Origin of the sequence: Rivularia sp. UHCC 0363 (assembly GCF_034931125.1) — a bacterium.
Classification (GTDB): domain Bacteria; phylum Cyanobacteriota; class Cyanobacteriia; order Cyanobacteriales; family Nostocaceae; genus Rivularia.
Window position 1 is genome coordinate 26955 of record NZ_JAYGHM010000020.1, and the last position, 14636, is coordinate 41590.

Annotated in this window: 14 protein-coding genes; 8 read left to right on the plus strand and 6 right to left on the minus strand. The window is 38.7% G+C overall.

The window, feature by feature from the left end:
• Positions 1 to 101: 101 nt before the first annotated feature.
• Positions 102 to 1322: a protein kinase domain-containing protein gene (locus tag VB797_RS13490; RefSeq protein ID WP_323238200.1), complete on the plus strand. Its 1221-nt coding sequence runs from the start codon at positions 102 to 104 to the stop codon at positions 1320 to 1322.
• Between the two features lie 92 nt (positions 1323 to 1414).
• Here the strand turns inward: VB797_RS13490 and VB797_RS13495 are convergent, their stop codons facing one another.
• The 5 genes from VB797_RS13495 to VB797_RS13515 all read right to left on the minus strand — a co-directional run bounded on the left by VB797_RS13495 (position 1415) and on the right by VB797_RS13515 (position 7753).
• Positions 1415 to 1633: a DUF4327 family protein gene (locus tag VB797_RS13495; protein ID WP_323238201.1), complete on the minus strand. Its 219-nt coding sequence runs from the start codon at positions 1631 to 1633 to the stop codon at positions 1415 to 1417.
• Positions 1634 to 2599: 966 nt separating this feature from the next.
• Positions 2600 to 3139 carry a class I SAM-dependent methyltransferase gene (locus tag VB797_RS13500; protein ID WP_323238202.1) on the minus strand — a complete coding sequence of 180 codons (540 nt, stop codon included), beginning with the start codon at positions 3137 to 3139 and terminating at the stop codon, positions 2600 to 2602.
• A 33-nt stretch (positions 3140 to 3172) separates the two neighbouring features.
• Positions 3173 to 5491 carry an O-linked N-acetylglucosamine transferase, SPINDLY family protein gene (locus VB797_RS13505; RefSeq protein WP_323238203.1) on the minus strand — a complete coding sequence of 773 codons (2319 nt, stop codon included), beginning with the start codon at positions 5489 to 5491 and terminating at the stop codon, positions 3173 to 3175.
• Positions 5492 to 5676: 185 nt separating this feature from the next.
• Complete coding sequence (locus tag VB797_RS13510; RefSeq protein WP_323238204.1) at positions 5677 to 6228, minus strand: type IV pilin-like G/H family protein; 552 nt, start codon at positions 6226 to 6228, stop codon at positions 5677 to 5679.
• A gap of 202 nt (positions 6229 to 6430) precedes the next feature.
• Complete coding sequence (locus VB797_RS13515; protein ID WP_323238205.1) at positions 6431 to 7753, minus strand: class I SAM-dependent methyltransferase; 1323 nt, start codon at positions 7751 to 7753, stop codon at positions 6431 to 6433.
• A gap of 225 nt (positions 7754 to 7978) precedes the next feature.
• Here VB797_RS13515 and VB797_RS13520 point away from each other — a divergent pair, with 225 nt between their 5' ends.
• The 7 genes from VB797_RS13520 to VB797_RS13550 all read left to right on the plus strand — a co-directional run bounded on the left by VB797_RS13520 (position 7979) and on the right by VB797_RS13550 (position 14006).
• Positions 7979 to 8614: a Uma2 family endonuclease gene (locus VB797_RS13520; RefSeq protein WP_323238263.1), complete on the plus strand. Its 636-nt coding sequence runs from the start codon at positions 7979 to 7981 to the stop codon at positions 8612 to 8614.
• Positions 8615 to 8618: 4 nt separating this feature from the next.
• Complete coding sequence (locus tag VB797_RS13525) at positions 8619 to 8813, plus strand: hypothetical protein (protein ID WP_323238206.1); 195 nt, start codon at positions 8619 to 8621, stop codon at positions 8811 to 8813.
• Positions 8814 to 8866: 53 nt separating this feature from the next.
• Positions 8867 to 9694: an Rpn family recombination-promoting nuclease/putative transposase gene (locus VB797_RS13530; RefSeq protein ID WP_323238207.1), complete on the plus strand. Its 828-nt coding sequence runs from the start codon at positions 8867 to 8869 to the stop codon at positions 9692 to 9694.
• A gap of 269 nt (positions 9695 to 9963) precedes the next feature.
• Positions 9964 to 11331, plus strand: coding sequence for a thioredoxin-disulfide reductase (trxB, locus tag VB797_RS13535; RefSeq protein ID WP_323238208.1), 1368 nt, complete (start codon positions 9964 to 9966; stop codon positions 11329 to 11331).
• Between the two features lie 534 nt (positions 11332 to 11865).
• Positions 11866 to 12753, plus strand: a complete 888-nt coding sequence (locus VB797_RS13540) for an ABC transporter permease (RefSeq protein ID WP_323238209.1) — start codon at positions 11866 to 11868, stop codon at positions 12751 to 12753.
• Positions 12754 to 12875: 122 nt separating this feature from the next.
• Positions 12876 to 13082 carry a hypothetical protein gene (locus VB797_RS13545; RefSeq protein WP_323238210.1) on the plus strand — a complete coding sequence of 69 codons (207 nt, stop codon included), beginning with the start codon at positions 12876 to 12878 and terminating at the stop codon, positions 13080 to 13082.
• 12 nt (positions 13083 to 13094) lie between these two features.
• Positions 13095 to 14006, plus strand: a complete 912-nt coding sequence (locus VB797_RS13550; RefSeq protein ID WP_323238211.1) for an ROK family protein — start codon at positions 13095 to 13097, stop codon at positions 14004 to 14006.
• Between the two features lie 146 nt (positions 14007 to 14152).
• Here the strand turns inward: VB797_RS13550 and VB797_RS13555 are convergent, their stop codons facing one another.
• A complete protein-coding gene (locus VB797_RS13555) occupies positions 14153 to 14581 on the minus strand; it encodes a hypothetical protein (RefSeq protein WP_323238212.1) in 429 nt (142 codons plus the stop codon).
• Positions 14582 to 14636: the final 55 nt, after the last annotated feature.

Sequence of the window (14636 nt, forward strand, 5' to 3'; positions counted from 1 at the left end):
TAAAATCTGTGTTTAAATCAAGACATCGCAAATTTGAAGTTTTTTTTAATTCTTCTCATTCTTCGGAATTTATCCCCCATTATTTATAGTTCTTAAGTATAGTGATTACTCTAACCCTATTAGAAGCGCAAAATAAAACGCCGCTAAAAAATTGGTGCTTTGATGAATCCTCGGTGATTCGGGTTGGACGAGCGGCAGATAATGATATTGTTCTCGATAGTAATTTAGTTTCTCGATATCATTTTGAACTGAGAAATACAAATTCTCCGGGTCATGGTGATGATTGGGAAATTATTAGCAACGGTACTAACGGCACTTTTTTAAACGGTGTCTTAGTCACTCACGTCCAGATAACGGGGAATTGTTTGCTGCAATTGGCTCGGGGTGGTCCAATTTTGAAACTCGAATTACCAAAACCCCAACAGCGATCAACATCTGCAAATCCTGTAGCTGCACCTGTAAGCTGCACCCATGAAGGAAACTCCCCCGATAATTTATTTTGTATTTATTGCGGTAAACCTCTATCGGTAGAGTTAACGATTCGTCACTATCAAGTACTGAGAACGTTAGGACAGGGGGGGATGGGTACTACCTATCTAGCTTGGGACCCGACAGGTGTAACCACGGGTCGTCCCCAATTATTGGTGCTGAAACAAATGAATGCCGATATGGCAAAAATTGCTAAAGCACAAGAATTATTTCAACGAGAAGCGGATACTTTAGGATTGCTCAGTCACCCTGGAATTCCCAAGTATTATGATTTTTTTGTGGAAGACAAGAAAAAATACCTGGCAATGGAGCTAATCCACGGACAAGATTTGGAAAAATTTGTTTATCGCAAGGGACCTGTAACTTTAAATCAAGCCATTGAATGGATGATTCAGACCTGCAATATTTTAGATTATTTGCATAGTCAAAATCCACCTTTGATTCACCGCGATATAAAACCGGCTAATCTCATGGTGCGAAATTTTGACAATCGTATAGTTGTGCTGGATTTCGGCGCTGTTAAGGAGATTGGGACTGCACCAGGGACTCGTATCGGTGCAGAAGGATATTGCGCTCCCGAACAAGAGCGGGGACAACCTTTAACTCAATCGGACTTATACGCTATTGGACCAACTTTAATTTTTCTACTTACAGGAGAAAACCCGTTTAAGTATTATCGTCAGCAAGGAAGAAGCTTTCGGTTTGATGTAGCCAAGGTTCCCACTATTACACCCATGCTAAAAGAAGTAATAGACAAGGTTACAGAACCTCTACCACGCGATCGATATCAAACCTCAAAGGAACTTGCAGCTGCATTAGCAGAATGCGAATGAATCAGCGTATGTAGACGCGATAAGTTGATAAAAAGGTAGGGCAAAGATAAATCTTTAAAAAACCATTCTTCACCCTTTGATAGTTTCATAGTTTATTCTTCATCCCATCCTTCTACCGCCAACAAATCCTTAACGGGGTCTTGCATAGTAAATCCGAAATCGACCAGCTCGTGTTTCCAGTGTTGCCACTCGTCGCCATAAAGCAAAGCAATTTTCCAGATGCTATCTGTGGGCTTGATAATATTTGAATTTACGAGTGATTGCACATTGCGTTGCAATTTCACCATTGGGTGAATTACTTGTTGAGTCATAACCTCAATTGAAATAATACTTAAAGTTTAGGTAAATGCTTGAATCAAAAATGCTTTTCGTTTTGCAATTATGGTCTCTGCATAGAGTTTGGTAATGCAATCAAAGCAAGTCTCACTATTCTTGAATATAGCATAACTAATTCGACATGGTTACTGTTGATTTTAGTTTTGTTCGGTAATCACTACTAATATTCTGAAAGCAGCAAAAGGTATTAAACTTACTTATCGAACAAATTAATTTATCAGCAACCTCGCAGATTTAGCACAGTTAAGGAAGATTTTCATCCTCCGCTGGCTAATTCAATACAATATATACAAACCATGACAAATGCGATGTTAAGCAGGCAGTTTGCAGCATGATTTTGCATAGCGGCGATCGCGAATAGTGAGTTGGGAATCTTCACCGCTTTTTACTAATCGCTATTTACATTATCGCAAACATCTAGATTTTGATACTATCTGAAGATTTTCTTTACATTAATTTAATAATTGCTCATCTCCGGTAGTGTCTCAGAGATAACATCAGATGAGCCGTACTCTAAGCTAAGAAGTAGATTCCAGCTTTGATGTTTAGTTGTTCGAGTTTATGGAATTAATAATAGTTGATGAATTCTCCAAAATCGTCAGTGTTTAATCTAAATTGAATTCTGCGTCGTATTGTGTTAAGCGAAAGTTTTTAATTTGGTAATTGAGACGACTTTATTTAATTTGGTTTTTATTTTCATTTGAAAAATTTGTGATTTTTCGAGAGTTGAGAGAAAGTATTTTTTTCTTAGATGAAATAGAAAGAAGAACCTCACCCCCTTCCCCTCTCCTTATTAAGGAGAGGGGTGCCGAAAATCCTTGTAGTAATTGCGATAAAAAAATGTAGTTCAAGTGATAGTTCTGCTGTGGTGCTGGGTATCATGAGAACTTAGTCGTAACTCTAAGTTAAGAAGTACTTTATATGAAACTATATAAAGTGTTTTAATTTGTCGCGGGCTTTGTCGCAATTACATTTAAACTAATTAACGTATCTGAAATTCTCAAGCTGCTGCAATCCTGAAATAAACCAAACTCCGAAACGGGTTCATATTGCTGAAAACCAACTTCTTCCAAATACAGAGCTAAAATATCAAAGTCAAATCCTACTTTATGAACATCATGTTCGTTGGTTTGTCCCCCAAACATAATCCGCATAATATGATGTTTTTCTAAAGGTACGAGGGATGGATGTAGATACAACCAGCAAAGAGTTTGTAAATTAGGTACGCTAATGTATAATTTACCTTCCGGTTGCAGTACGCGGTGCCATTCAGAAAGAGTATTGAGCAATTCATTATTTATTCCATAATAAAAATGCTCTAAAACATGGCTGGCATAAATTGCTGCAATTGAATTATCTGCAAATTTTTCTAAATTGGCTGCATCACCGATAAAATCAACTTCTTCTCGCGGTTCAATATCTAAAATTTTCCATTCAGCATGAGGTTCTTTACCTCCAATGTGGAGTTTAATTGGTGTCATAATAATTAATTGTAAATTTAGTTTATTTTATTCCTACCTAGCGCTAATATGATTTGCCCACATTTGTTCGTAAGCTTTCTCCATTTCACGAGTAAATTGCTTCCCATTCCAAAGCGGTGCAGTTTGTCGCGACTGTCGCAGTTTCCAAGAAATTTCTTGTCTTAACTTGGCATCTTTCCCTAAACGAATTCCCCATTCGATATATTCTTCATCCGTCCAAGCAATGCCTTCTGTTATACCAGCATTCATCATCATGGTGTAGCTGTTACGTGCGGCAAATTGTTCGCCTACTCTTGTTACTAAAGGAACGCACATCCAAAGAATTTCCAGAGTAGTTGTAGCACCGTTATAGGGGTAAGTGTCAAGTACTACATCAGCAATAGCTAAATTGGCGCGGTGGGTTGCTTCTGAAGCGACTTGGGGTAAAAATCTTAAACGAGAGCAATCAACTCCCTCTTCTTCTGCTATTTGATTGAAAAAGCGTTTAATTGATTCTTCTTCAGCATCACCTTTAATTAAAAAGTAGCTATTTGGGACATCTTTAATAATTTTCATTTGCCATTTTATAGTTTCGGGATGGCGTTTATATCCCCTTTGAGCGCTGAGATAAATAACTGCATCGCTGGGAATATCTAAATCATCTCGACGTAAAGTAGGGGTACCGACTTCAAAACCATCAACGGCAATATAAGTTTGAGGTAATCTCCAAATTTTCTCAGAATAATAATCTTGAGCAGAATCCGGTAAAACATAAGGATCTGCAATGAAGTAATCAACAGCAGGTATTCCCGATGCATCCCAACCCAACCAAGTAGCTTGAACTGGTGCTGGTTTGAGTGCTAAAACTTCAGAGGAAATATCTAAGGTGATGCTATCTAAATCAATTAAAATATCAATTTCGTCTTCATTTATTTTTTCAGCAATTTCTAAGCCATCCATGCCTAATTTATGAGCATTAGTTGATTCATTTACGTACCATTCTTGTAACCAATCATCTACTAATTTATAGTTAACAAAATAGGTATTTATTTCAAATTTTTCTCGATCGTGATGTTGAAATAGCCAACGAGCTAACCAACCTACGGAATGTCTTCTTAAAGCGTAAGAGAGGTATCCGATTTTTAGTTTCTTGGTTGAAGTTGTTAGTGGTTGAGGTGAATTGCCCTCACAATGGAATTGTGGGGCTACAGAAGCAAAACCCGCCTGCGCGGGTTTGATAAAGTCCACGGAGGTGGACTTGGTTTGTGTAGCCGCAATTTCTAATTGCCAGGTATTTTGTGCATTCAATATACCTTTTTCTTTTGCAGCAGCTTGAATATTTGATTGAAAAATTTGGGCTATCCGATTATGAATTGCTCTAAATTCTTTGGGTGTATCTTTTATATGAGGTATGGCAAAGGATGGAGTCAGCAAATAAAGTGTTCTTACACCATCTAACGGATACGGTTGAGCTTGAATAAATTCTTGTAAAAGCGCTTCTAATTCTTTGCAAGTTGCATTAATTTCTTGCCAATATCCACCCGCAGTCATTAATCCACGTAAAACTACATGAATTGCAGCAATTTTATCTGGTATTGTGCGCGATAAAGAATAACATAGTCTTGCTTTTTCTATGCCTTCGGAATAATTACCGTAATTTTGATTAAAAATAGAAAGATGTTTTAGAGCTTCTATATTTTCAGCATCTATACATAAATATAATTCTAAAATATGGGCTGCCAGTTCGGGATTTTTTAAGGTGTGACCTATTTTCATCGCCGCTGGTAGTATTATCCAAAAACAATCTTCTGGATTAGAGAAGTTTGTTAAGCAAGCTTCTACAAATTCTAAAGTAGAAGGGTGAAAAGGTACGTTTTCTAGAAACTCTTGTAATACTTGCTGCAATAATCCTAAATCTAGATTATTATCTTGTTTTAATAGCTCAATTATTGCCCAATCATTTAAAGTTGTATCTTCTAAACTTTCCTGTTTGATGGAAAGCTGAATCAGTTCGAGCAAGTTGTTGATATCTTCGGGATTAATTTCTCTTATATGCTGGCGAATTACCCAAGCAGTAGAATATTCTTCTTTAATTTCGCGTCGTTCTGCTTCGGTTTGCAAAACTTGAATTAATTCATTTGTATAAAGCTCAATGTCTTCTGGTTCTACCTCTGTTAAAGGTAGCATCCAAGTCATTTGCGCTTCTGTTTCTTGCCCTTGTAGTAGTAATGCTAAACCTAAATGCCAGTAATGAGATTTGATATTAGGTTCATCTGCTATTGCTTGCTCGTATAAAGTTGTTGCTTTATTGTAATTGCTTTGAATTAAATACTGATAAGCTTGTTCCTGAAAAATATTTACATTGCTAATCATCGAAAATAGTTTTTACTTTCTACTAAATTTATCTAATTTTTTGCTAAAAAAGCAAAATGGGTAGAAAAATCTACCCATTTGTGACAGATATCTAGATTAACCTTTCAAGATTAATATCGATAGGAATTTTCGTTAAGTAAATTAGGTCACTGACTTTAAAATCTGGAGTTTTAAGCAACTTTATTTTACTTAATCAATTCGTATTTATCAGTAGGACAAGATGCATCTGTTACTGCTTCTTCACCTGTCGCTGCCCCTGTCGCATTTCTAGCTAGTTTTGCTTCACATAATACTGCTAACGTATTTGTCTCACTTGTAACTGTATCTGATACTATCGCAACACCGCCAAGATAAGCTTTGAGTGGAGCAGTCGCTTCGAGCGGTTGTCCTTGGTTCGTAACAACATTCTGACCAGTACCACCACCTGCAATTATGTATTTGTAATTTCCAGTCTCCGTTTTAATACCTAGACCTAATCTCGAAAAATTATCATTATCTGCAAACCGATTGTTTTCCAAATAGTAAGCTTGCTGAGTTCTATTCATAGAACCAGTAATTGTCTTTGCTTCAGACTGCTTCGCTTTGTTAGCTTGGTTCAAGAAAGAAGGAAGTGCAATTGCTGACAAAATACCGATAATAATGATTACAACCAACAATTCAATCAGGGTAAAACCTTCGTCTTTCTTCTTGTTGCGGAGAATGTTTTGTAAAAACTTTGCTTTAAGTTCGGTTTTCATTAGTGTTTCCTTTAAGTGGGGATGGGTTATCGAGTTCTAGGTGTAACTTACCCACTTCGACTGAAATAATTAACATTTTGGAAAAACTTTTTTTTGGAAGATTGTAAAACCCAGAATGACTGGAGATTTCATTGCATATGCAAAGGCAAAGCCTACTTCTAGTTTTCCCTGCTTGCGTATTTTTTAGGGTTCAAAAATTCAATTAAGCCTCTAACATCACATAACCGAGGCTTTCGAGTCTTAGCAGTAGCTGTTGCACTAAATAAAACGCTTGACTTTGATCGGTAGCTTCTAAAGTAACCGGATTTAAAGGTCTGACTTGCTTCCAGCGCTCAATCAACGACATCATCGACTGGGGTTGCTCTAATAAAGGAATCAAGCAAAGCGCTGTTGAGCTATCTATACTGATAGATTCTTCAATTAGCGATAAATGATTGCTTATAGAAAATGTTCGCAGTTGTGCAACACAAGCGATTAAATCTTCTCGGAATTTAGGAGTTTTTAACTGAGGATGTAAATGTACCTTTGCCCCTTCCCACTCAGAATCACTCCAATCTTCTACTGGTACGAAGGATTGCCCTTTCTGTGGATGTCCACACCAAAAATCAAGCAGCCTATGTACGGGATGCATTAGTTCAAATAACTGTAGCTGCTCCTCTACTGAAGATTCGGGTAAACTCATGGCAATAAAAGCAGGTAAATTATCTGGCTCTTTGAACAAATCTACTAAATTCCATTCCCGCCAATTCACCATACTGATAAATTCTAAGTTTGCCGCTCTAAAACCATTGAACATATCGGTAATGGTGTAACCTTTATCTCCTTGGAATAGATAATTCATTAAAATTCTTTCTTTACTATCCTCCCCTTCATACTTAGAATGCCAAGTTAATGCTTTGAGATTAACTTTATCTTTTAAAGCATTCATAATTTCTACTACAATTCCCATTTCTAAGTCTTCTGGATTGACATCCATCAAACCCATCATGGTGAAAACTTTTTGGGCGCGAAAATAGTGAAAGCGTTGGATTGAGCTATGTAGATTACTACGAATAATTCCTTCTGGCTTTAAAACTGCTTTCATCGCTTGTAAAGCATTACCTATATCGTTAAAAAGATAAAGCAGTTCATCACAATTTATATAGTCGAATTCCCAATCAGTTTGAGGTAAATCATCTATTCCTAAAACATGAAATTCCGCATTGTCAAAACCATGATATTCCAAACGTTGCCGTGCTAACTTAATAGATTCTTCGGAAATATCAATACCAATAATTTTTGCCCCTGGATTAGCTTCTGCGAGTACAAGGGATTTATACCCACTACCGCATCCAGCATCTAAAATTACTTTTCCTTTGGTATCTATTACTTTTTGATTTCTTAAATAGTAAGCTGTTGCTAAGTTATGAATATAGAGCAAACTAGGTTTATCTTTAGGAGATTCATCAACAGAAATTCTCGGATAAGGCGCACTATCAAACTGCTGACGAATTTTTTCTACTAAATCTGATGCTTGAGCTTGCATGGAATTTTCTCCTGATATTAATTTTTCCCAGATACGTCTGAACTTAGTACCCTAAGCAAACGGGTTACTCAAACATTAGTATTCCCAGTTTTTTTGATTTCTAACATTGAGTGCGATCTTTTCACAGTTATTTCACAAGGCTTTTAACCAACACGCGGCTATTATGTAATGCTTGAGAAAGTTAAAGCCCTAAGAAACAACCAGTTTAAGCGAGGTACTTTTAATATGGTGGCAATATCAACACCAGCAGAAACCAGGACTTTACTTGAGAACATTAGCTGGCAAACTTTCAAAGCGATGCTAACGGATATGGGAAGCTCTAGAAACACCAGATTAGCCTACGAAAATGGAGTATTAGAAATTATGGCTCCAGATATGCCACACGAAAACTCAAATCGCGTTATAGAAGTATTTACTGGAGTAATGTGTGAGGAATTAAGCTTAGAAATCAAACGCACTGGCTCTTTAACTTTGACGCGAGATGACTTGGAACGAGGTGGAGAACCAGACAGCACCTATTACATCCAAAACGAATATCGGGTTAGAAATAAAGAAAAAATAGACCTAAATATCGATCCACCCCCAGATTTGGTGCTAGAAGTCGAATACTCCAAACCGAAAGTAGATAAGTTTAAAATATACGCTGCAATTGGCATTCCTGAATTTTGGCGATTTGATGGCAACGTTTTACGAATTTACACGCTTAATGATGGGCAGTATATAGAAGTCGAACAAAGCCCTACTTTTGCTCAGGTAACTGTAAAGGAAATTCCTCGGTTTATTGAAGAAACTCGAATCAACGGGGAAATGGCAACAACCCGCGCTTTTCGGGCTTGGGTGAGAGAGCAGGTTTCCAAGTAAAATAATGCATTATCAAGACATATGTAGGGGTTTAGCAGTGCTAAACCCCTACGGTGGATGTGGCTCTCCCTTGGTTGCAGAAGTAATCCGAATTGTGGCGATCGCCATTTATAAACGACGATTTAATATTGTTATAAATACTTTAATTCAACTTAAAATTATATTTTTGTTAACCACGAAATACATGATTACTAAATAATAAGTCAACTACTATATACTATTTATATTGATATTTAAACCAGTAAAAAGTGCATGACCGCCGACCCACTTTTCTACGAAATATTCAAAGAAATACCCGAATTATTCTTTGAATTAATCGGTCAACTAGAAAAAGACCCAAGTATCTATAAATTCAGCGCACCGGAAATTAAACAGAGAAATTTTCGTTTAGATGGCTTACTTTTAACTTCTGAAAACCATCCGAATGAGCCAATTTATTTTTTAGAAGCTCATTCCTATCAAGATGATAATTTTTACAACCAATTGGCCGCTGAAATCGTTCTTTACCTAACTCAATATCAACCACCAAATCACGATTGGTATGCTGTTGTTATTTATAACGCCAGAAGTAGTGAAGGAAATTTCCCTAGATACTTAAATTTTTTATTACCACATCTACGTCGGTTTTATCTTGATGAATTAGCAACAACTCCCGAAGCCTTGCTCTCGGTGGGAGTAATGCGTTTAATTGTCGAGAATAAAAGCCAAGGAAAAACCGGAGAGTTGGCAAGAGTGTTGATGAGTCAAGCTCAACAAGAGTTGACCGATACCACCTTGAAGGAAAAAGTTTTAGAATTTATAAAGGCAGTGGTGATTGACAAATTTGCGAGTTTAAGTGTAGAGGAAATTGAAGCGATGCTAAATTTAGATTCTTTTAACAATTTGAAAACAAGTAGAGTTTATCAAGAAGCTAAAGAAGAAGGTATTGAGCAAGGTATTGAAGAAGGTATTGAGCAAGGTATTCTCAATCAAAAACTGGAAATGATTCCAATTTTATTAGATTTAGGGTTAACCGTTGAGCAAGTTGCAGAACGTTTAAAGCTGGATATAGAAACGGTAAGGAAAAATACTCAACAATAAAATTAATTCTGATTACAGCTTTATTAACTCGTTCCCAGCCTCTAACTCGTTCCCAGCCTCCAGACTGGGAATGCATTTTTAGAGGCTCTGCCTCTAGGGGGTTGACGGGAGGCGGAGCCTCGTGGGATGGGTTCCCAGCCGGAGTCTGGGAACCAGCCAAGAATTACACCGTTTTTGCCTAGCCTACAAGTTTCTCAACAACCTACCCCACAACCCCAAAAATTTGCTATGATATAAACCGTAGTCGTTATGAGTTTACTTAAAATATTATGACAAATCCGACAGTAGAAAATTTAGTAATTATCGGTTCGGGCCCCGCTGGTTACACGGCTGCAATCTATGCGGGACGCGCCAACCTCAAACCTGTTGTCTTTGAAGGGTTTGAAGCTGGGGGATTACCGGGGGGACAGTTGATGACAACTACTGAGGTGGAGAATTTCCCCGGTTTCCCCGCAGGAATTACTGGCCCGGAATTGATGGATCAAATGAAAGCCCAAGCAGAACGCTGGGGTGCCGAGCTATATACTGAGGATGTAATTTCCGTCGATTTAAGTCAGCGTCCGTTTACCGTGCGTTCTACCGAGCGAGAAATTAAAACTAATAGTATTGCGATCGCAACTGGTGCAACAGCGAAACGTTTAGGTTTACCCAGTGAGCATACATTTTGGAGTCGCGGCATCTCAGCTTGTGCGATTTGTGACGGTGCAACTCCGATTTTTCATGGTGCGGAATTAGCCGTAATTGGTGCTGGTGATTCGGCAGCGGAAGAAGCAATTTACTTAACTAAATACGGCGATACGGTCAATTTGTTAGTTCGTGGCGATACAATGCGAGCCAGTAAAGCTATGCAAGACCGCGTTTTAAGCAATCCTAAAATTAAAGTGCATTGGAACACCGAATCTGTGGATATATTCGGCGATGAAAATCATATGCAAGGAATCAAAGTTCGTAATAATAAAACTGGGGAAGAAAGCGAACTACACGTCAAGGGATTATTTTATGCGATCGGACACACCCCCAACACATCATTATTTAAAGGACAATTAGAACTTGATGATGTCGGTTACATTGTGACCAAATCTAACTCCGTAGAAACCAGCGTCGAAGGCGTATTTGCATCAGGGGACGTACAAGACCACGAATTTCGTCAAGCAATCACCGCAGCAGGTACGGGATGCATGGCAGCAATGTTAGCAGAACGTTGGTTATCCTCCCAAGGATTGATTCAAGAATTCCGTCAACAGCCAGAAAATAACGAGCTAAAACCGCAGGAAGAGCAAAAAACTGCCGCCGACACAGAAGATAACTTTGACATTAATGCTACTCGTCACATAGGTGGTTATGCCCTGAGAAAAATATTTCACGATGGCGATCGCCCTTTGATAGTCAAATACGTTTCTCCCGGTTGCGGGCCTTGTCATACTCTCAAACCCATATTAAATAAAGTAGTGGATGAATTTGACGGTAAAATCCACTTCGTAGAAATCGACATTGACAAAGATCGAGAAATTGCCCAACAAGCAAACGTCACCGGAACCCCTACAGTCCAAATCTTCAAAGATAAAGAATTGTTGCAAGAACTCAAAGGCGTGAAACAGAAGAGTCAATACCGCGAGTTGTTGGAAAGCATTGTTTAGGAATTTTGGATTTTAGATTTTGGATTTTGGATTGAAGATGAGAGTTAGCTTGTAGGTTGGGTTAGGCACGAAAATCAATTTGGCTTGTAACGCGAATTTATAAGTATCGTGTCGTAACCCAACATTTTCTTGTACCGTCAGAAAATGTTGGGTTACAGCGCTTTTGTTAATTTCTTATTGAGCATCATTACTCTTCGTGCGCTTAACCCAACCTACGAACTGATATTAGCCCACGCAGGTGGGCTTTGTTTGTGTAGCCCCACCCTTCGAGGGTGCGGGCGGTTTTGCGTTTGAGGTTAAATTCCCAACAATGCTTAATGCCCCATGCCCTAAAAATTGTATATTTCCGTCTTCACTGGGAACTATATGATCTGTAAAAATGGTCAGTGGTTTTGACACTCTGCCCTCTAAAGAGAGGCAGATTCTTTAAGACTTGCGTGTAATTTTAAATATTAATTTTTGAGTTTTGAGTTGACAAAGTGACTCTGATAACTTAAAACTCATTACTCATAACACCTAACTAAAAATCAATCTATGACCGTTGCTAAAGGTTTCCTGCCGAGATTTTTTCCTTTCATTAACAAAAAACCTACCCTTTCTCAAAGGTTAATGTTGGTTGGGTTAACCATGACCTTGGTGTTTATTTTCCTGGCATTGTTTGCTCCTTTACTTCAAAGTTTGGGATTGCTGCAAGACCCAACTGAGTTTCTCGATAACCCAATTCATACGCCACCTTCACTAAAACACTGGTTTGGGACTAGTCGCTTGGGCTACGATATCTTTTCTCGGACTGTTTTTGGCGCTCAAGCAGCATTACAGGTGGTGATTCTTGCTACTGGATTAAGTATGGTGGTTGGCGTGCCTTTGGGAATGTTGAGCGGTTATATTGGCGGTAGATTAGATAAGGTTTTGCTATTTATTATGGATAGTATTTATACCTTGCCTGGATTGCTGCTTTCTGTGACGTTAGCGTTTGTAGTAGGACGGGGAATCTTAAATGCAGCCATTGCTATTAGTATTGCCTATATTCCGCAATATTACCGAGTTGTTCGTAACCATACAGTCAGTGTTAAAACCGAAGTTTTTGTAGAAGCAGCCCAGGCGATCGGCGCTAATACTTGGCAAGTACTTTCACGGTATTTGTTTCTAAACGTAATTCAAAGCGTACCCGTATTATTTACCTTAAACGCCGCCGATGCAATCTTAGTATTGGGAGGTTTGGGCTTTTTAGGATTAGGGCTTCCCGAAGAAGTACCGGAATGGGGACACGATTTGAAACAAGCTTTAGCAGCACTTCCTACAGGGATTTGGTGGACTACGCTTTTCCCCGGATTAGCATTAACAACAATGGTAGTAGGGTTATCACTACTCGGTGAAGGGTTGAATGAGTTTGTCAATCCCCGTTTAAGGAAACGACAATAAGTTAGGAGTTAGGAGTTAGGAATTATGAAATTTTAGATTTTAGATTAGGAATTAATTTCTCCTTGTCCCCTTGTCTCTTTCCAATATCCAATTCCCCATTCCCCATTCCCTATATTGAAATTATGGTAAAAGATAAAATTTCGTTGATTGCTGCTGCTGCGGGTGGTTTTATGTTGTTTGTGGCGATATCTGGGATTTTACAGGGTGTTCCTGTAACGGTTTTGCGATCGCAGCATAGTTTTGATTCGACTCAAGTGGCTAATTTTCGTTTGCAAGAAGTCTATTCGGATAAATCAATTAACGATTCCTTCTGGTCAACTGATAATTGATAATTGATAAAAGTGGTAAATCAAGTAATTGAGCAAGTAATTGGTGTTGATTTGGGAGGAACGGCGATCAAGTTAGGACGATTTACGTCTGATGGTGCTTGTTTAAAATCGTTGACCGTAAATACTCCCCAACCAGCAACACCAGAAGCGGTTGTAACGGCTATTGTTGATGCGATCGCTATTGTTGACCCACAAGGAAATGCTGTGGCGATCGGTGTGGGTACTCCGGGTCCTGCGGATGCAGCGGGACGGATTGCGAAAATTGCGATCAACCTTCCTCAATGGCGGAATGTTTTTTTAGCGGATATTTTAGAAGCAAAAATTGGTAAACCCACAATTATAGATAACGATGCCAACTGCGCGGGGTTGGGAGAAGCTTGGTTGGGTGCGGGTCGTTATTACAAGAATTTTATTTTATTAACTTTAGGAACTGGTGTCGGTGGAGCGATTTTCCTAGACGGTAAGTTATTTTCAGGAAGTTTTGGATCTGCTGGAGAGTTGGGTTTAATTGGTTTGATTCCCGATGGTCCGCAGTGTAAAAGCGGTAATCAAGGTTCGTTGGAACAGCATACCTCGATCGTTGCCATTCGTCGTCGTACTGGGAAAGAACCGGCAGAATTGGGCGCTTTAGCTAAAGCCGGGGATGCGGAAGCATTGAAATTTTGGCAAGAATATGGTAGCGACTTGGGGATTGGAGTCACAAGTTTAATTTACGTACTAACACCTGAAGCGGTTGTAATTGGAGGTGGTATTAGTGCGAGTTTTGAGTTTTTCTTACCATCAATGAAAGCAGAAATTGAGCGGCGAGTCATGCCCACATCCCGCGTAGATTTGCAAATCATCAAAGCGCAATTAGGTAACGGTGCGGGAATGTTGGGGGCTGCAAAGTTAGCGTTTGAGAAGATAGTTAGGCATAGGGCATAGGTTAAAGGTTAAAGGTTAAAGGTTAAAATTGTAATAACTCCTCACTCCTCACTCCTAACTCCTCACTCATAACTCCTAACTCCTCACTCATAACTCCTTATCTTCAATCCAAAATCTAAAATCTAAAATCCAAAATCAGATCGCAGTTAGTTCTCAGATAAAGAATATCCTGTTGTTTGATGAATGTAGTCGAGGACTTTTTCATAGGATTCGGGATTGCTTGCGGGGTTGATGATTACGGGTATGCTGCTGTCGGGCAACCAGAAGGTGATTCTACCATTACGTTCGTGACAGAAAGATGAAATACATTTGAGGTTGATAACGTATTCGTTTCTTTCGTAAGAAATTTTTACCCAGTAAGTATCCTCTGATTCGGAATTGTTGACGTGTTCGATGTATTCCAGAATCTTTTGGTAGTCTTCTTGGTTGTTATGAGGAATAATCACGATAGGTATGGCGCTATTTGGCAACCAAAATGTCACCCGACCGTTTGGTTCGCAGCAGAAAGCTGTAACGCGCTCAAAATCAACTACATATTCTTTTTTTTCGTAGTTGATTTTTACCCAATACGCCACAACTTCTCCTTTAGTCCTTCCTTATTATTTGGAGGAAACATTTTATTGCAACACT